General features: G+C 37.4%; 17 protein-coding genes and 3 pseudogenes. 17 read left to right on the top strand and 3 right to left on the bottom strand.

Translation table 11 applies throughout. The annotated features are described in order from the left end of the window. Nucleotides 1-7 precede the first annotated feature (7 nt). The 13 genes from BLV33_RS13875 to BLV33_RS13815 all read left to right on the top strand — a co-directional run bounded on the left by BLV33_RS13875 (nucleotide 8) and on the right by BLV33_RS13815 (nucleotide 14,663). The gene (locus tag BLV33_RS13875; RefSeq protein WP_090792518.1) at nucleotides 8-1,819 is read left to right on the top strand and encodes an ABC transporter ATP-binding protein; all 1,812 of its coding nucleotides are present in this window, start codon (nucleotides 8-10) and stop codon (nucleotides 1,817-1,819) included. A gap of 160 nt (nucleotides 1,820-1,979) precedes the next feature. Continuing rightward, nucleotides 1,980-2,723: a glycosyltransferase family 32 protein gene (locus tag BLV33_RS13870; protein ID WP_090792515.1), complete on the top strand. Its 744-nt coding sequence runs from the start codon at nucleotides 1,980-1,982 to the stop codon at nucleotides 2,721-2,723. Then, on the top strand, nucleotides 2,720-3,331 hold the full coding sequence (locus BLV33_RS13865; protein ID WP_253187070.1) for an acyltransferase: 612 nt from the start codon (nucleotides 2,720-2,722) through the stop codon (nucleotides 3,329-3,331). Before BLV33_RS13870 ends, BLV33_RS13865 begins: the two co-directional genes overlap by 4 nt. A gap of 8 nt (nucleotides 3,332-3,339) precedes the next feature. Then, nucleotides 3,340-4,542: a glycosyltransferase gene (locus BLV33_RS13860; RefSeq protein ID WP_090792510.1), complete on the top strand. Its 1,203-nt coding sequence runs from the start codon at nucleotides 3,340-3,342 to the stop codon at nucleotides 4,540-4,542. A 7-nt stretch (nucleotides 4,543-4,549) separates the two neighbouring features. Further along, nucleotides 4,550-5,587 (top strand): glycosyltransferase, encoded by a 1,038-nt coding sequence (locus BLV33_RS13855; protein WP_090792506.1) that lies wholly within the window; start codon nucleotides 4,550-4,552, stop codon nucleotides 5,585-5,587. After that, a complete protein-coding gene (locus BLV33_RS13850) occupies nucleotides 5,588-6,748 on the top strand; it encodes a polysaccharide pyruvyl transferase family protein (protein WP_090792503.1) in 1,161 nt (386 codons plus the stop codon). A gap of 15 nt (nucleotides 6,749-6,763) precedes the next feature. After that, nucleotides 6,764-7,960: a glycosyltransferase gene (locus BLV33_RS13845; protein WP_090792500.1), complete on the top strand. Its 1,197-nt coding sequence runs from the start codon at nucleotides 6,764-6,766 to the stop codon at nucleotides 7,958-7,960. A gap of 5 nt (nucleotides 7,961-7,965) precedes the next feature. Further along, entirely contained in the window at nucleotides 7,966-9,165 is a 1,200-nt protein-coding gene (locus BLV33_RS13840) for a glycosyltransferase (protein ID WP_090792496.1), read from the top strand. Continuing rightward, nucleotides 9,162-10,349, top strand: a complete 1,188-nt coding sequence (locus tag BLV33_RS13835) for a glycoside hydrolase family 88 protein (protein WP_090792492.1) — start codon at nucleotides 9,162-9,164, stop codon at nucleotides 10,347-10,349. Before BLV33_RS13840 ends, BLV33_RS13835 begins: the two co-directional genes overlap by 4 nt. Nucleotides 10,350-10,515: 166 nt before the next feature. Continuing rightward, the gene (locus BLV33_RS13830; protein WP_253187069.1) at nucleotides 10,516-10,908 is read left to right on the top strand and encodes an acyltransferase; all 393 of its coding nucleotides are present in this window, start codon (nucleotides 10,516-10,518) and stop codon (nucleotides 10,906-10,908) included. 230 nt (nucleotides 10,909-11,138) lie between these two features. After that, nucleotides 11,139-12,062, top strand: coding sequence for an SP_1767 family glycosyltransferase (locus tag BLV33_RS13825; protein ID WP_090792489.1), 924 nt, complete (start codon nucleotides 11,139-11,141; stop codon nucleotides 12,060-12,062). 18 nt (nucleotides 12,063-12,080) lie between these two features. Beyond that, a complete protein-coding gene (locus BLV33_RS13820) occupies nucleotides 12,081-13,079 on the top strand; it encodes a glycosyltransferase (RefSeq protein ID WP_090792484.1) in 999 nt (332 codons plus the stop codon). A 36-nt stretch (nucleotides 13,080-13,115) separates the two neighbouring features. After that, nucleotides 13,116-14,663: a lipopolysaccharide biosynthesis protein gene (locus tag BLV33_RS13815; protein WP_090792481.1), complete on the top strand. Its 1,548-nt coding sequence runs from the start codon at nucleotides 13,116-13,118 to the stop codon at nucleotides 14,661-14,663. A 105-nt stretch (nucleotides 14,664-14,768) separates the two neighbouring features. Here the strand turns inward: BLV33_RS13815 and BLV33_RS13810 are convergent, their stop codons facing one another. Continuing rightward, nucleotides 14,769-15,386: a transposase gene (locus BLV33_RS13810; RefSeq protein ID WP_139305744.1), complete on the bottom strand. Its 618-nt coding sequence runs from the start codon at nucleotides 15,384-15,386 to the stop codon at nucleotides 14,769-14,771. A gap of 15 nt (nucleotides 15,387-15,401) precedes the next feature. Between BLV33_RS13810 and BLV33_RS30065 the strand changes: the two genes are divergently transcribed. The 4 genes and pseudogenes from BLV33_RS30065 to BLV33_RS13800 all read left to right on the top strand — a co-directional run. Continuing rightward, nucleotides 15,402-15,554, top strand: a complete 153-nt coding sequence (locus BLV33_RS30065) for a helix-turn-helix domain-containing protein (RefSeq protein WP_253187068.1) — start codon at nucleotides 15,402-15,404, stop codon at nucleotides 15,552-15,554. Nucleotides 15,555-15,724: 170 nt separating this feature from the next. After that, a complete protein-coding gene (locus BLV33_RS30060) occupies nucleotides 15,725-16,219 on the top strand; it encodes a DDE-type integrase/transposase/recombinase (protein WP_253187066.1) in 495 nt (164 codons plus the stop codon). After that, nucleotides 16,219-16,932 (top strand): Mu transposase domain-containing protein, encoded by a 714-nt coding sequence (locus BLV33_RS30055; RefSeq protein WP_253187065.1) that lies wholly within the window; start codon nucleotides 16,219-16,221, stop codon nucleotides 16,930-16,932. The genes BLV33_RS30060 and BLV33_RS30055 overlap by 1 nt, the downstream gene beginning before the upstream one ends. Before the next feature lie 2 nt (nucleotides 16,933-16,934). Further along, nucleotides 16,935-17,411, top strand: a pseudogene (locus tag BLV33_RS13800) (ATP-binding protein); the annotation flags it as partial. A gap of 47 nt (nucleotides 17,412-17,458) precedes the next feature. On the opposite strand, the pseudogene BLV33_RS30050 reads toward BLV33_RS13800, so the two are convergent. Together BLV33_RS30050 and BLV33_RS30045 are read right to left on the bottom strand one after the other, a co-directional pair. After that, nucleotides 17,459-17,557: pseudogene (locus BLV33_RS30050) on the bottom strand (AAA family ATPase); the annotation flags it as partial. Nucleotides 17,558-17,682: 125 nt separating this feature from the next. Beyond that, nucleotides 17,683-18,342: pseudogene (locus tag BLV33_RS30045) on the bottom strand (transposase); the annotation flags it as partial. Nucleotide 18,343 lies beyond the last annotated feature (1 nt).

The following is an 18,343-nucleotide window of genomic DNA, read 5'->3' as shown; positions in this document are numbered from 1 at the left end:
GAATACAATGGTACATATCCTATACTTCACCAAACAAATGCATTCCTTCGCCGGTAAAATCCTATATGTAAATCTTTTTGGTATGATGTTCATCAGTCTTCTTAACGGGATAGGATTCTTCTTATTAATCCCTTTGCTCAATATAATCGGAATTATGAATATAAATGCTGGAATTGGCTCTTATTTGAGAGTTTTTGAACCCTTGAAAGAATTTCCGAAGTCGGTGAGCCTCATTCTTATTTTAGGAATATTTATCTTACTAATTGTAGGTCAAAGTCTTATACAACAGAATCTAAGTCTTCGAGATGTAAGGATTCATACCGGATTTATTAATCATGTAAGATTAGAGACTTATCGCGCTTTATTACTAGCTAACTGGGATTTTTTTATCAAAAAAAGAAAATCGGACCTCATCAATTCGATGACCGAGGAACTGGGACGAGTTACGTATGGGACCTATGTCTTTTTGCAGTTCCTGGCTTCTTTTGTGTTTACCTTAATCCAAGTGGGTATCGCTTTTTGGTTATCCCCAAAGATGACCCTCGTTGTTGTAGGCTGCGGTTTGGCCATTTTGCTTTTTTCCCATACCTTTGTTAAAAGATCAAAAAAGCTGGGAAATCAAACATCTGAACTATCACGCAGTTATATCGGAGGCATTACGGATCATTTTAATGGCATTAAAGATATAAAAAGTAACATGCTGGAAAAGTCGCGCATTCATTGGCTGCAGGACTGGTGCCAAAAGATAGGACTGGAAAGGTACGAACACGCTTGGGTAGGAACGAAATCACAGCTTTATTATAAAATCATGTCTTCCCTGATTATTGCAATTTTTATTTATTTATCCTTCTTCCTTTTACATGCTCAAGGAGAGCAATTGTTGCTCGTTATTCTTATATTTTCCAGGCTATGGCCGCGTTTTGCAGGGATTCAGTCCAATTTAGAGCAAATCGCCGCGGCTATACCCGCATTTAAGTCATTGATGGACTTACAAAAAGAATGTTTTGAATCAAGGGAATTAAAGAATGAGACTCACGACTTTACGAATGTGAGGCCCATCCAAATTGAGCATGGTATTGAATGTCGAAATGTGTGTTACCGGTATAATCGAAACGAATTGGTCCATGCGCTCCATGATATTAATTTACGAATTCGTTCCAAGCACATGACAGCGATCGTTGGCCGCTCTGGTGCCGGTAAAAGTACCTTGATTGATATCCTCATGGGTCTTCTGCAGCCGGAAAGCGGGCAAGTGTTGATAGATGAAGTCTCCCTGACAAGTGATAATCTACTTTCATTGAGGAAATCCATCGGCTATGTACCGCAGGATCCGCTATTATTTAATGGAAGCATAAGAGAGAACTTGATGTTGATTGAACCAAACGCAACTGAAGATCAACTGTGGGAGACACTTCAATTTGCTGCAGCAGCTGATTTTGTAAAAAGGCTGCCCAAAGGGCTTGATACACTTCTAGGTGACAGGGGAGTAAGGCTTTCAGGTGGAGAACGCCAGCGAATTGTTTTAGCACGGGCCATGCTGCGAAACCCCTCTATTCTGGTTCTGGATGAAGCAACAAGTGCATTAGACACAGAGAATGAAACCAAAATTCAAGAGGCGCTTACTCAATTAAAAGGCAAGATAACGATAATTGTTATTGCGCATCGTTTATCTACTATACGCAATGCTGACCAAGTTATTGTTTTAGACCAGGGAGTAATTGTTCAAAATGGAGGGTTTACCCAACTCGCTGGTGAAAGGGGTGGGGTGTTCTCGAATTTATTAGGAAGCCAGATCCACGATCCGAATATGATTGCCTGAATTTTGTGTTGACATGTTCACTATAAAGAACTACTATAAGGGAAGGGAGTGCGTTAACAGCTAATGTTTGATGCTAACAGGTGGAAACACCTTTCTTTTTTTGAATAGGTGTTCTTTATAGAGAATTTCTGATTGCGATCTCTTGAAGGGAGAATTCAAAATGATTACACAGCATCCCCCTAATAAAATCCCAAAGATTATTCATTACTGTTGGTTTGGAGGGAAAGAAAAGCCTGCCATCGTAAAGCAATGTTTAGCCAGCTGGGAAAAACACTTATCCGGGTATGAATTCATGGAGTGGAATGAAAAGAATTTTGATATAAACAGTAATTCATATGTCAAACAAGCATACGCTGCCGGAAAATTTGCCTTTGTCAGTGACTATGTCCGAGTGCATGCTTTATATTATATGGGTGGAATTTACCTGGATACCGATGTAGAAGTATTCAAGCGATTCGATGATTTATTGCACCACGAGTCCTTCTGGGGATTTGAACAGGAAAATTACATTGCGACAAGCACCATTGGATCGGAGAAGGGAAACATCCTGATCCTTATTTTTCTGGATTCTTATCAACATAAGAATTTTTCACGTGAAGATGGAAGCTTAGATTATTTAACCAATGTTGCTATTATAACTCGAATTTTAGAAAACATGGGAATCCGGTCCAATGGTGAATATCAGGAAATCGATGGATTGGGAACATTCTATCCGCAAACTTATTTCTCCCCTTATGACTATATCAACAGCAGGAAATTTATAACGGAGCACACCTATACGATGCACCATTTCTATAAGAGCTGGTTACCGAGCACAGCTAGAATAAAGAGCCATATCAAGCTAATACTCGCAAAGGTTATAGGCGGCCATAATATTGCCAGATTAAGAGGGTTTTTAAAATGAACATTCTAAAAAAGATCGTTACAACACTAATCTCAGAATGTCGCAGCAGGGGAAGTTATTATACAGCGGTTATGAATATTTCACATGCAATAGGTATTTTAAGAGGTTTCCTGAATAAGCTGCTTTATTTTAAGAGCATTAAATCCTCGATTTTTTCTCTCCAGGCGAACAGCAGAATAGAGGTTTTCAGTAAACACGCAAAAATCGAGATCGGGAAATTTGTTTTTATAAGGAAAAATGTAAGCATCAGAGTCGACGATGATGGAGAGCTGCAAATCGCTGACAAAGTATTCATTAACGATAATTGCACGATTAATTGTGCATCCCGGATTTCGATTGGTAGAAATACTAAGATAGCCCCGAATGTATGCATCAATGATCATGATCATAATTACAAAAATGCGGACAAAGGCCATCTCGTCAAAGGAGAGGTAGTCATTGGGGAAAATGTATGGATTGGTTCAAATGCAGTGATATTAAGGGATACTTTCATTGGAGATAATGCTGTTATTGCAGCCGGAAGCGTTGTGAAGGGGAATGTTCCTGCTAACACTTTATTTATCAATAAAAGGGAAAAGAGCTACATACCATATGCTGCTTCTTTGTGAGGAATGATATGAAAACCAAGATCTTGATTTCGGTTTATGATATGGAAATTGGCGGGATTGAAAGAAGCTTAATCAATATGCTGGAGAGCTTTAATTACGATAAGTATGAAATTGACTTATTAATCTGCAATCATACGGGAGACTTTCTAGGATTAATACCTGATAAAGTTAACGTTTTGCCGCAAAAACCGAAGTATACCGTGTTCAGAAAACCGCTCCTCCAATGTTTGAAGGAAGGGCATATCTCAACAACGATCATAAGAGTTCTTTGCAAAGCTGCAGCGGGTGTGAAGGCAAGACTCAGAAACTTGAAAGAAGGCTCGGGTTATATTCAAATGCAGCTTACTTTAAAGTATTCGTCCTATGTACTGCCAAGGCAAAAGAAGAAATATGACATTGCCATCAGTTACGCGTGGCCGCATGATATTGTAGCAAATAAGGTGACAGCCGACAAGAAGATCGCCTGGATCCATACAGATTATAGTGAACTGGAAATTGATAATAAACTTGACCTCGATGTTTGGAGCGAATTTGATCATATCGCATCCATTTCAGATGCATGCACGAAGGCATTTTTAACGAAATATCCTTCTTTGGAAAATAAAATAATTCTGATTGAAAATATAACTTCCCCTAAGTTTATTCAAAAAATGGCCGAAGATTATATTCAATTAAACGTAACAAACAATCAAGCTTTTAATATTGTATCCGTTGGAAGATTATCTTTTGTGAAGGGATTTGATATGGCAGTTGAAGCATTAAGGATCCTGCATGATAAAGGGCTGACTGAAATAAAGTGGTTCATAATAGGCTATGGTGGATTTGAATCCGAACTTAAAGAGTTAATCGCACAAAATAATCTGGAAGACAGCTTTTTACTCTTAGGAAAGAAAACAAATCCATACCCATACATAAAAGCATGTGATTTATATGTTCAGCCATCCAGATATGAGGGTAAAGCAGTAACAGTTACAGAAGCGAAGATCTTAGGAAAACCTATATTAATAACAAATTATCCGACAGCAAGCAGTCAGATCGAAGATGGCATAGATGGAGTTACTTGTGATTTAAGTGTTGTAGGAATAGTAGACGGAATAGAAAGATTATATAGAAGCCATGAATTTAGAAATGCACTAATAGACTATTTAAAGGATCAAGATTTCAGCAATACCTATGAATTGAATAAGTTGGAACTGTTAATGGGGGGGTGATGGGGTAATGAGTCAGAAAGTAAGTGTGATCATACCGGTTTACAATGCTGAGAGATACATTGCTTCTTGTTTGGAGTCCCTATTAAGTCAGACGCTGCAAGAGTGTGAGTTTATATTTATTAATGACGGTTCTAAGGACAATAGCAGGCAAATTATTGAGAAATACCAGAGGGCAGATCAAAGAATAAAGTTGATTAACCAAGAAAATGAAGGCGTCAGCTCTGCAAGAAATGTGGGGTTAAATGAAGCTGCCGGTGAATATATTGGCTTTGTTGATGCCGATGATTATATTGAACATGAAATGTATGAAACATTATATAACGCTGCAAAACAAAGCAATTGTGATGTTGTCATTTCTAATTTTGAGAGTGAACTTGAGGGTCATAAGGTCATTACCAGATATCCGTTTCCGATCGAGACGGTACTAAAGAAAGATTTCCTAGAAGAGGAAATATTGCCGTACTTTCTTAAGGCAGATAACTTAAATACAGCATGGAACAAAATTTACAAAACGGAAGTTATAAAAGAAAACCATATAAAATTTCCAAGCAAGGTAGCTTTAGGGGAAGACGGAATATTTAATATGAAATTCTTTAGCCACGCTAACTTAACGAAATATATCGATTATACGGGATATCATTATCGGAAAGTAACCGGAAGTGCAACCAGAAACTTATCAGAAAAGGATTATTTCAAAAGGGCATTAGAAGTTTATCATTTGGAGTTGCCAGAGGTATATGACGGGAAAACGGATCGAGTAAAAATGCGGCAGTTCAAGTCGATCAAATTAATAAATAGTGTGATGTCTTATATCCATCTTTATTTCACTCCAACCAAAGAGGTAAGTTTCGGCAAGAGGTACATTTACGTAAAAAATATGATAGGCAATCAATATGTTCGAGAGGCTTTGCCCATCTATTATAATGAAATTTACCATTCTTTAGGCAGATACGAAAAATTTATTGCAGACAAGATACGGAATAAATCCATCCTTGGATTATATTGTGCAGTTGCTTATAGCAGAGTGAGAAATGGAGGAATTTAAATGAAAATTATGATGTTTGCTCATGGTGGTAGCCTGAATAGAGGCTGTGAAGCTATCGTTCGCTCATCGACTTCTCTAATTAAAGAGAAAATCAATGGTGCCAAGGTATATTTAGCTTCAGGAAAGCCTGAAACGGATAAAATCATTTCGAAATTAGATGGGATCTATGATGGTTCTAGCCGCGGTATTAAGAAGTATTCCTATGATTGGTTTCTTTCCTCGGTTAAAGTGAAGCTCTTTCATGATGAAACTTATGCGCTTGGCAAAATTCACAGCAATATTGTTAAACACATACCTAATATGGATGTTTGTTTATCGATAGGTGGAGACAATTACTGTTACGGAGAGCAACCTGGTTGGTATGAGATCAACAGAAGAGTAAAAGCACAAGGGAAGAAGTTAGTTTTATGGGGATGTTCTGTCGGTCCTGAAGATATGTCTGCAAGAAAACTGGAAGATTTGAAATTGTTTGATTTAATTCTTGCTCGAGAAACACTGACTTTCAATTTGCTCAAAAGCAAAGGGCTTAATAATGTTAAATTATGTGCAGATTCAGCATTTACTATGGAGAAAGAAGAATTAGAACTACCCACAGGATGGCTGGAGGGTAACACATTAGGTCTTAACTTCAGCCCCTTAGTATGGAAGAGAAATACGAAATCTCAACAAGCGGTAAGAGACCTTATCACTCATATCTTAGATACGACTGACATGTCAATTGCGCTTACCCCCCATGTGATGGAAGGTGGCAATAATGATTATGAAGTCCTTCATCATTATTACGAGGAGTTTAAACACACAGGCAGAGTGATCCTCTTACCCAATCATTTAAATGCTACTCAGTACAAAGGATATATCTCCAGAATGAGATTCTTCATTGGAGCTAGAACCCATGCAACTATAGCGGCATACTCCAATTTTGTTCCGACTATGGTATTAGGTTATAGCATCAAATCCAAAGGCATATCAATGGATATTTTTGGAGAAGAAAAGCTGGTACTTGGTATTGAAGAAATATCAGATAGTAACAAATTGAAAAATAAGTTTAATGAAATGGTTAGAGGAGAGGAGGAAATCAGGCAGAAACTTCAACAAGCAATACCGAATATTAAGCAAATGTCCTACAAAGCAGTCGAATATCTAGATAAGCTAGTCCAATAAAGATTGAGGTATATGATGAAAACAAATTTACTTTTTATTATGCCAAACTTAACTTCGGGCGGCGGAGAGAAAAGTTTGGTGACGTTGCTAAGTAAGATAGATTTGAATCTATACAATGTGGATTTGTTCTTATTAAATCATAGCGGATTGTTTATGGATTTTATTCCAAAGGGGGTACACCTTCTACCTATAGCAGAAACTCATCATTTATTTACTTTACCGTTGTTTCAATCACTAAAGAAACTCTTGCTAAAAGGAAATGGATTATTAGCCTATAACAGGATCATGTTTTCTTTAAGGAACAGAAATGTCAGTAATACATCTAAAAGAGAACAGTATAGCTGGAAATATATTGCTAAATCGTTAGAAAAGATACAGAAAAAATATGACGTTGCGATTGGTTTCTTAGAAAAAACATCTACCTATTTTTGTATAGACAAAGTAGACGCAGCTAAAAAGATAGGATGGGTGCATATAGATTACGATCAGTTAGGAATGGATTCCCAGTTTGATCAAGTGTATTTTCAAAAGCTGGATCATATAGTTACGGTATCGGAAGAGTGTGCCAATATACTTGAAAATAGATTCCCTGATCAAAAAAATAAGGTGGAAGTTATCTATAATATTGTATCGCCATCGATGATAAATGAAATGGCCAATCAAGATAATCTCAATGTATATGATAAAAAAGATAATGAAATTATCATTCTTTCCATAGGCCGGTTACATTATCAAAAGGGCTTTGAGATGGCTGTTGAATCCTGCAAGAAACTCATAGATCGAGGCTACAAAATAAAGTGGAATATTATAGGGGACGGTGAAGAAAGGGGAAAACTAATGGAACTAATTGAAGAATACCATTTACATAACCACTTTAAATTATTAGGTCTGAAGTCGAATCCGTATCCGTATATAAAGCAAGCTGATATTTATGCCCAAACCTCAAAGTTTGAAGGGAAATCGATAGCTATCGATGAGGCGAAAATTTTGAACAAACCCATACTTGTCACGAATTTCAGCACTGCTAAGGACCAGATTAATGACGGGACGGATGGGCTGATTATTGATATGAACGCGGATGCTATTGCAGTTGGAATTGAGAAGTTGATTAACGACACTAATTTAAGGAAAAAGTTAACCTTAAACTTAGCGTGTTTAAAAAAAGGAACTGAAGAAGAAATCGATAAGTTTTATGGACTTCTAAATAGGTGAGGGCTATGAGAAAAAAGGTACTCTTTATAATGAACAACTTAAGCTGCGGTGGGGCCGAAAAAGCACTCATCTCATTATTAGAAACCATGGATTATTCGGTGTATGATGTGGATTTGTTTCTATTTAAACATGAAGGATTATTCCTTAGCAAAATCCCGGAACAGGTCCATTTGTTGGAAGAACCACCCGAGTATAAGTACTACGATATGTCTATAAAAAAAGCTGTTCTAGACTGCCTCAAAATAGGAAGGCTAGATATCGCTTTATCAAGGGCAATTGCCGGTTATATGTTTAAAAGTAAAAAAAATAGAGTTAGATGTGAGCAGAGGGTTTGGAAGTATATATCGAAATCTTTAAAAAACATTGATAAAAAGTATGATATAGCCGTTGGATATCTAGAAAATAATCCGATTTATTTTTGCATAGACAAGGTAAATGCCAATAAAAAAATAGGATTTATACATAATGATTATGACAAGTTAGGCATGGATCCTCTTTTGGATCAAAAATATTTTGAAAAATTAGATCATTTGGTAACGGTATCAGAAGAATGCGGGAACATCTTAAAAAACAGATTTCCTATATATCAGCATAAGGTAGAAGTTATGCACAATATTGTTTCTCCTGCAACGATAAACAAATTGTCATTTGAACAGGTAAATATGAAGGATAAAGTAATCAAGTTGGTTTCTGTGGGAAGGTTAAATTATCAAAAGGGTTTTGAGTTGGCTATTGAAACATGCAAAGAGCTGGTTCAAAATGGTTACCCGGTCAAATGGTATATCATTGGTGAAGGAGAAGAAAGAGGCAAACTGGAGAAAATGATAGACGACAATAACCTTCAAGGAATTGTAATCCTTTTAGGAATTAAAGAAAATCCATATCCCTATATTAAAGAAGCGGATATCTATGTTCAGCCCTCCAGATTTGAAGGGAAATCCATAGCCATTGATGAAGCAAAGATCCTTCAGAAGCCTATAGTGGTAACGAATTTTAATACGGCTAAAGATCAAATTAAACATAATGAAAATGGAATAATTGTTGATATGAACTCCAGATCGATTTTTGAGGGAATTACAATGTTAATAGACGACGAAGAGCTGAGAAATCTTTTGAAAAATAATTTATCCAATGAAGAGTTAGGAACAGAGTCTGAAATAAATAAATTATATACAATATTTGAGAAGAAAGGACAGATGATGTGATTATTCAAATAATAAGTCTTGTGCTGCTGAGTATAGTGACAGTAGTCTTACTAATCGATATTGTCCCTATAAGTAAGGATTGGTTAAGCAGGATTCATATTGGAAGATATCAGGATAAACATACATGGAATAAGTCCATTACCAACATAGGCGTCAAGTGGTTAAATACTACACCGAAGATTAAAGTTACAGATAATATAAGATTGGTTGCCATCGATATGCTTAAAGGAAATTATTCGAAATGCGCCATACAGCATTGGCAAGAAGCATCGTTATTATTAGGATTATCGGAGTATTTAAAAAACAATGACGATAAAGAAGTCAAACAGGAAATCATGAAGTTTATGAAATCGAAGTTTGATCGTCATGGCCAATGGAACGACAAGCCCAAGAATGTGGATGCGGCCATACTGGCTTACGCAATAATGAAGTTGGATTTTATCGATAAAGATCGATATAAAGCTGCGTTGGATTATACCTGGGATTTGATTAAAGAACACTTAGGCCATGACGGTACAGTGGAATATAGAAAGTTTATGAAAAGCTATCGATATGTGGACACAATAGGTTTTATTTGCCCTTTTTTAGTCGCCTATGGTACTCGCTACAGCAAGGATGAATGTGTCGACTTGGCTGTAAAGCAAATAAAAGCGTATGAAGAGTATGGCATGTTGGAGGGCCATTATATTCCAACCCATGCTTATCAATTAGAGAATAAAGTGCCTCTTGGGTTATATGGATGGGGTAGAGGGCTAGGTTGGTTCGCCATAGGTCTTATAGATGCATGGAATGAATTGCCGAAAGGCCATACCTATAAACCTGTCTTAGAATTAAGTGTAAAAAAATTCGCAAAATCTGCTATGGTATTTCAACAAGAGCATGGCACATGGAACTGGACGGTAACGAGGGGGGAATGTAGACCAGACTCTTCAGCTACAGCTACTTTAGGTTGGTTTATGTTAAATGCTTCTAAGATCGAGGGGATTTCCGAGAAATGCTTGGAGAGCGCAGATAAAGCTATTCATTACTTGATGAGAGCAACAAGAAGAGATGGAGCGGTAGATTTTTCTCAAGGCGATACGAAAGACATAGGCGTATATTCCATGTTATTTAATATATTGCCTTTTACGCAAGGCCTTTGCATTAGAATTATGAATTCCTATAACAATCCTAAGGTTGTGTAGAAGATATGGTAAAACGGATAATCTGTTTTTGTAGGGCCAGAATTAGAAGAGATTTGGTTAGAAGATTATATCAAGATGGGGATGAGTATAGTCAATAACTGTTCTATTCAACCTGGGGTCATTTTTGACTACTCTCATTGCTGGTTGATCAAGATAGGCAATAAATGTGACAATAGCACCACAAGCCTACTTGTTGGCTCATGATGCTAGTACCAAAAGCTTAAATAATTATATGAAGATCGGCAGTATTACTATAGAAGATAACGTATTTATTGGCGCAAGAGCATTAATTATGCCTGGTGTTACCATTGGGAAAAATTCAATAGTTGCAGCTGGGAGCATAGTCACCAAATCTATACCAGAAGGAAGTATAGCAGCCGGCAATCCAGCAAAAATAATTTCAACCATAGAGAATTACATCACAAAAAGCAACGAATTAATGGATGGTGCTAAAGTGTATGACCATAGTTACACGATAGGTGGAAATGGAAATATATCATCTCTTAATAAAGTGAAAATGTATGAGGACTTGATCAATGAAATTGGTTTAGTTATTTGAGGGGTGATTAGATGATAAAGAGATAACATATCTGTAGGCATAGGAAATCAGCTCAATTTACAAATTATATATTCGATTGCATGAAGTCTTAAAGGGGTTCATGTGTGTCCAATTTATTATTGCTATTGGTGAATTATTGTTAATAAATATGAGCTGATGGAATTTAATGAGTGAATTAAAATGTACCTATGTTATTTATAAAGAACGATATTTTATTGATGAGGTGAAGTATGATTTACATAGCAGTAAAAAGAATTTTAGTGAAAAAATGGAATTATTATTTTGACTTGAAGACCTTAGTCTTGAATAGAACGATTATTGCTTATGATGGTGTTAGAAATCTATATCTATCTGCACCTCAAATTAAGTCTATAGACGATACCATTGCAGAGATATTAAAGAACAGAACTTCTGTCGGTAGATATGGCGATGGCGAGTTTAAGTTAATGAATAACCAAAACATTTCATTCCAAGTATTTAATAGTCTTCTCTCACAGAGATTAAAAGAAATCTTATTGAATGAAGACCCCAACTTCTTAGTATGTTTACCAGATGTATTTAAAGATCTGTCCCATTATGAAGATGAGCCAAGAAACTATTGGAAATTGCATATGGCAAAATTCAGAGTAAAATGGTACAAATTCTTAAATCATGAGAAAGTTTATTATAATTCATTTATCTCACGATGCTATTATTCTTATCGGGATAAATCTAGATGTAGTGAATGGTTCACACAACTTAAGAAAATATGGGATGGCAGGGAAATTGTTTTAGTTGAGGGAAGAAAGAGCCGGTTAGGTATTGGTAACGACTTATTTGTTAATGCAAAATCGATTCAAAGAATTTTAGTTCCAGAAGAAGATGCCTTTTTAGAATATGACCGAATCTTAACTGAAACTAAGAAAATGGATAAGTGCAAATTACTGCTATTGGCTGTAGGCCCTACCGCAACGGTGTTAGCCAATGATTTATATAAGGAAGGGTATCAAGCGATTGATATTGGTCATTTAGATATCGAATATGAATGGTTTTTAAGAAAAGCCAAAACTAAAACTAAAATTGAGAATAAATATGTTAATGAAGCAGGAGCAGGGGAGGGGATTGGTGAGAGTCAAGATATAAATTATTTAAATGAAATTATAATTAAAATTTGAGCATAGTGAGGGAGTCGAATGGCTAATTCAATAAGCGTAGTAGTCCCGATGTACAAAGTAGAGAAGTGGATAAGTGCTTGCTTAGAGAGTATCCTAAACCAGTCCTTTACTGATTTTGAACTAATACTTGTAAATGACGGCTCACCAGACAGATGTGGAGAGATTGCTGATGATTATGCGATGCAATACTTAAAGATCAAGGTGATACATAAGCAGAATGGAGGTTTAAGCAGTGCGAGAAACGCAGGAATTGATGCAGCAACTGGTAAGTATATAGTATTTGTTGATTCTGACGATCAGATATCAAATGATTATTTACAACAGTTGTATCAAGCTGCTGAAAATAATTGTAATGCAGTGGTATGCGGCTTTCAAACAGTTCCAATTAATCAGCAAATGATTCCAAATTTTGAATTAAACAAGATAATGAATGGAAGAGATTTTGTATTAAGTTCCTCCAATGTACATTCGAATAATGATTTGTGTTTTACTTGGAGGATTCTATTTGATCTATGTCTGATCAAAGAAAAAAACTTGCGGTTTAATGAAAAAGTGTTATTTGCAGAGGACACAATTTTCAATCTAGAGTTCTTATTAGAATCTGAAAGAGTGTGTGCGATTCCAAATATCTTATATTATTATACAGTGAATAATCCTGAAAGTATTATGAGGGTACCTTATAATCAGAATTTAGAGAATAGTTTAAATTTACAATATCAAATTAAAAAACACCTGTCTGAAAAATTTAATTTATTCAAAAATGACCGCTACAGAAAAGATATGGCGGATTATTATATTAAGACAATTTTTATAATGATGAAGAACAATTTAAAAAACAGTCCAGAGTTTGATAAAACGCAAGGACTATTAAGATTAATAAATCTCGACATGTTTAAAGATAGTATAAAGGAAATCGGATTTTCTTATAAATGTGACAATGTTAAAGAATATTTATATTATTTAGCGGTAAAGTTTAAATTTTCAAACATACTTAAAAGAGAGTTTCGCAATGTTTAACCCTAAACTATCAAAACTTGGAGTTATGGAGAAAAAATGAGGATAAAAAATTCGATAATTAACGTGTCGGCAGGTATAGGTAGTCAATTTATAATAACTATACTGGGTTTTATTTCGAGAACTGTATTTATTGGTACTCTAGGTGTGGAATATTTGGGGATAAATGGGCTGTTTACAAATGTTTTAGGCATGTTGGCCTTAGCAGAGGCTGGGATTGGATCAAGCATAATTTATGCTCTGTATAAACCTGTAGCAGAGAATAATATTGAAAAAATAAATATGCTTATGAGGTTGTATAAAAAGGCATATGCGATAATAGGATTAACTGTATTTATTATAGGAATTGTGTTGATACCATTTCTCAAATATTTTGTCGGAGATACCAATGTTGAAGACTTTCATCTGATTTACTTTTTATTTTTACTTAATACTGCTTCTTCGTACTTATTTTCACATAAAATATCTTTATTGAATGTAACGCAAAAAAGCTATATAGCAACCGGAATCTATTCTATATCATCAGTTATATCCACTTCAATAAAAATTGGAATTTTATACTACACCCATAATTATATCTTATATATCATTCTTGATATTATAATAACTGTCACTACATCGACTATTTTATCTTATATTGTTGATAAGATGTATCCTTATTTAAAACATAAAGTAACTGGTAAGTTAGACGGTGAAACAAAAGCAAGTATCATAAAAAATATTAAAGCTTTGGTTATGCATAATATAGGTGGTTTTTGCGTATTTGGTACTGATAACATAATAATTTCTAGTTTCGTAAGCGTTGCGGCAGTTGGACTATATTCAAATTATTATATGCTTATTAATCTATGTAGAACTTTTATTAATCAAATTTTCGATAATATAAATCATAGCATCGGAAATTTAGTAGCAGAAGAAAGTGAAGCTAGAGTATACAGTGTATTTAAAGTAACTATGCTTTTTAACTTCTGGATATATTCTTTTTTTACGATAGCTTTATATGTTGTAATAGAACCATTTATTACTTTATGGCTAGGCAATAATTTTATTATGGAAAAAAGTGTGTTAATTGTAGTAATGCTAAATTTTTATGTGTCTGGAATGAGACGTTCAATTTCAATGGTGAAAACAACATCAGGCATTTTTCATCAAGATAGATATGCTCCATTAGTAGAAGCAGCGGTTAACCTAATATTTTCTATCATTTTAGTTCAATATTTGGGAATCGCAGGAGTATTCATTGGAACATTAATTAGTACGCTTGTAGTTCCATTTTGGATTGCGCCTTACTTAGTTTATAAGAACACTTTTAATAAACCTCTTAAAGAGTATTTTCTAACTTATTTATATTATACGGTAATTGGCTTTGGAACTTTATTGTTTACGTATTTTGTTTGTAGTCAAATACATTCACTTAATTTGTTGACACTTTGTCTTAGAGGAATCATTGCACTTTTGATTCCTAACATTATTTATGTTGGTATATTCTACAGAACTGAACAGTTTAAATATTTGCTTGGAATTGTAGTACAGATGGCAACAAAAATGAGATTTAGAAAGAAAAAACTCAGTGATGTCACTGGATAGTAGTCAGTGATCTTGAAGACCTCAATCAATTAACTTGAGAGTTGCGATTTTCTACGTGATAACCGAAAATAGACACACCTGTAGCAGGGAAGGTAATTCGACAGATCAGGCGGATATTTTGAGATGCTTAAGGATGTCGAATAACGGTTTCTTCTCCAAGGCTTGCTGATACACATAAACGATGATCTGCCCGAAATACGCTTGCCGAATTCGGTACACCACATCTCCAAGCGTGAGATGCTTGTCGTTCTTCATCCAGTCCTGACGCTGAGCTTCCAAATAGTTCTGCGTCAGATACTGAATCGCCCAAAACCGCTGAATACCTTCAAATGACAGCAACTGATATTGGTCAAAGCCAAGCAACTCTTTGAAATAACGATAGCCGGTTTCGATGTTCCAGCGCACGTGATAATAGCGTTGGATCGTAACGAGATCCAGGCTCAAGTCCGTGCACAGAAGACAAACCTGAGGTTTGCTCGAAGGGGCATATTCATCTTTCCAAGACAGCAAAGCTTTGACGTTTTCCATTTCGCTTAACGGACCTTCATATTCATAAATCCAGTACGAGCCTGAATACTCCGGAGCAAAATGAGCCATTGTTCCGGAAAGTGAGAGCCACTTCTCCGGTAATATAGAGCCACCCTTCCGGAGATGAGAGCCAGAAAGCGATCTTCCTTGTAGAATGAACGAATGCACTGTCTCACAGCAGTGTAAATCATTCATAAGGAGGTCATTCAAATGACCCCATACCGTGAAATTCTGCGGCTACATAGCCAAGGGATTAGTCAGCGTAACATCGCTGCCAGTTGCGTCTGCTCGCGCAACACCATTTCTAAAATTATACAACGAGCAGAAGAAATCGGATTGCGTGGTCGCCCGAAAACGAAATGACCGATGGAGAAATGCGCCAACTCCTCTTTTCAGAGGTAGCTCCACCCCCGTCCAGAAAATACCCCGACTATGAATACATCCACAAGGAGATGGCCAAAAGCGGTGTGACACTCAGTTTGCTTTGGAGCGAATATTGTGAAGCATGTCGGACAAGCCACGAGATCCCACTCATGTATTCTCAGTTCTGCCATCACTACCAGCTATATACGCAAAAGACAAAAGCGACAATGCGTATCCTGCGAAAACCTGGAGAGCAGTTGGAAGTGGACTGGGCGGGACAAACGGCAGCAATCATCGATAGAGATTCCGGTGAAATGATCAATGTGTATGTTTTTGTAGGCGTGCTTTCTTACAGCCAGTATGCTTATGTGGAGGCTTTTTCATCGCAAAATCAGGAAAGCTGGATCACTGCACATGTTCATATGTATGCCTTTTTCAGCGGAGCCACACGTATGCTGATCCCGGACAATCTCAAGACAGGCGTAGAAAAAGCCTCTTGGTATTCACCAGTCATCAACAAGACGTATCATGAAATGGCGGAGCATTACAGCACGGCTGTCATCCCAGCCCGTGTTCGTAAACCGAAAGATATGTGGAAGGATCCGTCGGCGTCGTTTCAACGTGGATCATTGCTGCTTTACGCAAACAACAATGTTTCAGTCTAGTGGAATTGAATCTAGCCATCCGAGAAAAGCTGGATACCTTAAATAACAAACCCTTCCAAAAGAAAGAAGGGAGTAGACGCAGTGTTTTTCTTGCCGAAGAAAAACACTTGCTTTTAGTCCTGCCTGCTGCCCCCTACGAGTTGGCAATCTGGAAAATCGCCACGGTCCAATTTAATTATCATATATCTGTGGAGAATATGCACTACTCTACTCCCTACGAATATATCAAGCATAAAGTAGATGTTCGTCTTACTCGCAATATCATTGAAGTATTCTTTAACAATCATCGGATATGTTCACATCCGCGGCTTCACGGTCGTCCTGGACAGTACAGTACGGTCGAAACGCATATGCCGGAGAACCATAAGAAATATATCCAGTGGAACGCCAACCGATTCATCTCTTGGGCGCAAACGGTCGGTTCCCATACGACCATCACCGTTCAAGCCATCCTTTCTTCCCACAAGGTCGAACAACAAGGATACAGAAGTTGTATGGCGCTTCTTAAACTGGCTGACAAGTATGGCATTGCTCGTCTGGAAGCTGCTTGTGCCAAGGCATTATCCTACACGCCCAGACCTAATTTCCAAAGCATTAAAACCATTTTGACCACAGGCCAGGATCGTATGAACGCACAAGAATCACCAACGCCGGACGCTAATTCTGCTTCGCATGGGTTTACCAGAGGCGCAGATTATTATGGGAGGGAATAGTCATGCTTGATGAAACTACCATGCGTAAACTACAGGAAATGCATCTGGCAGCTATGGCTGATTCGTATCGCAACCAACTACTGGATACATCTTTTCATGCCCTTCCATTTGAAGAGCGGTTTGGGCTCCTCGTCGACATGGAATGGGCTAGACGGAAGAACAACCGTTTGTCAGCACTGATTCGAAGTGCCGATCTTCAACAGAGTGATGCCTGCATCGAAAATGTCGAGTATCATGCGGATAGAAAACTAGATCGAACGCAGATCCTTCGCTTGGCAACCGGTGGATATATCCAGGAAAAACACAACATCATTATCATGGGCGCTTCTGGCGCGGGAAAAACGTATTTGGCTTCTGCTTTTGGTATGGCCGCCTGCAGAAACTTTTACCCAGCTAAATACATGCGTTTGCCGGATCTCTTAAATGAGTTGGCTGTTGCACGGGGCGAAGGGGTCTACCAGAAAGTGATCAAGCAATACAAAAAAGTCCCCTTATTAATTTTGGATGAATGGCTGCTTGTTTCTCTATGCCAGCCGGCGGGAGAGAACTGGGAGCAAAAGATGGTGGACCCTCTTTGATGTCGAGCTTCCACGATTTCAAGCAATTCTCTAGCTTCGCTCTCTTTCCACTGAAATATTCAGAGCCCTGACTGTCCACCGTAACGGAGCGTAGGTCAGACTTGCGAAGGTACTGGACAGCGAAATCAGCCATGGAGATCGTTACGCCGCTGACGCAGATGAGCCGGTTCGTCTTTACAGCGGCGATGACGTGAAATCCCTTGCGATTGCAGGCATTAATAACCTTCTCACTGGTATACCAGCTATCCATGAGAACGTAAACCTGCTCATCCTGTGTAGTTGGGAATGCTTCGATCATTTCAAGGGCAAGATCGTTCTTACTCTTGAATGACAGGCGGTGCTCGTCGCAATACTCTTCACGGTAATAAGGACGGAAATCCCAGGCATAGGAACTGCCCTCGCTTACTACGTGGGCCGTGACAACGCAGTGGCACCAGACCGATTTTCCATCCTCGTGAGAATATTGAAAACTGAGAGCTTCCATTTTCTTCGTCGAGGTTTCCTTCTTACAGCAAGTATCATCCACGATGAAAAATACAAGACGCCTTAAATCACCATTCTTCATACGCTTTGTCTGGATTTTCTCCATAATAAATTGCATCCGTCTGCGCTGCATGCGATTGACGCACCAAGGCGCATGATTCAGAAAATTGGTGATGCTGCTCAGATGGCAATCTTGTCTGGCAGCGTTTCGGATCTGCGTAATGTTCTTGCGTCCGGCACAAAGAATGATGCCATGAACGAGCGTAAACAAGTGATTCAATTGGGGTTTAGAAAACTCCAACTTCAGCGCTAAAATGAACTTGACGATCGGCAGGTAGAGGGATACCATG

It is taken from the genome of Paenibacillus sp. GP183, assembly GCF_900104695.1.
GTDB lineage: Bacteria > Bacillota > Bacilli > Paenibacillales > NBRC-103111 > Paenibacillus_AI.
The sequence above is the reverse complement of the archived record's forward strand: the minus strand, read 5'-3'. Positions and strand labels throughout refer to the sequence as shown.

Coding starts and splice junctions, on each gene's coding strand:
- BLV33_RS13875 (WP_090792518.1), top strand. CDS start 8: ATGGTACATATCCTATACTTCACCAAACAAATGCATTCCTTCGCCGGT.
- BLV33_RS13870 (WP_090792515.1), top strand. CDS start 1,980: ATGATTACACAGCATCCCCCTAATAAAATCCCAAAGATTATTCATTAC.
- BLV33_RS13865 (WP_253187070.1), top strand. CDS start 2,720: ATGAACATTCTAAAAAAGATCGTTACAACACTAATCTCAGAATGTCGC.
- BLV33_RS13860 (WP_090792510.1), top strand. CDS start 3,340: ATGAAAACCAAGATCTTGATTTCGGTTTATGATATGGAAATTGGCGGG.
- BLV33_RS13855 (WP_090792506.1), top strand. CDS start 4,550: ATGAGTCAGAAAGTAAGTGTGATCATACCGGTTTACAATGCTGAGAGA.
- BLV33_RS13850 (WP_090792503.1), top strand. CDS start 5,588: ATGAAAATTATGATGTTTGCTCATGGTGGTAGCCTGAATAGAGGCTGT.
- BLV33_RS13845 (WP_090792500.1), top strand. CDS start 6,764: ATGAAAACAAATTTACTTTTTATTATGCCAAACTTAACTTCGGGCGGC.
- BLV33_RS13840 (WP_090792496.1), top strand. CDS start 7,966: ATGAGAAAAAAGGTACTCTTTATAATGAACAACTTAAGCTGCGGTGGG.
- BLV33_RS13825 (WP_090792489.1), top strand. CDS start 11,139: ATGATTTACATAGCAGTAAAAAGAATTTTAGTGAAAAAATGGAATTAT.
- BLV33_RS13820 (WP_090792484.1), top strand. CDS start 12,081: ATGGCTAATTCAATAAGCGTAGTAGTCCCGATGTACAAAGTAGAGAAG.
- BLV33_RS13815 (WP_090792481.1), top strand. CDS start 13,116: ATGAGGATAAAAAATTCGATAATTAACGTGTCGGCAGGTATAGGTAGT.
- BLV33_RS13810 (WP_139305744.1), bottom strand. CDS start 15,386: ATGAATGATTTACACTGCTGTGAGACAGTGCATTCGTTCATTCTACAA.
- BLV33_RS30065 (WP_253187068.1), top strand. CDS start 15,402: ATGACCCCATACCGTGAAATTCTGCGGCTACATAGCCAAGGGATTAGT.
- BLV33_RS30060 (WP_253187066.1), top strand. CDS start 15,725: ATGTATTCTCAGTTCTGCCATCACTACCAGCTATATACGCAAAAGACA.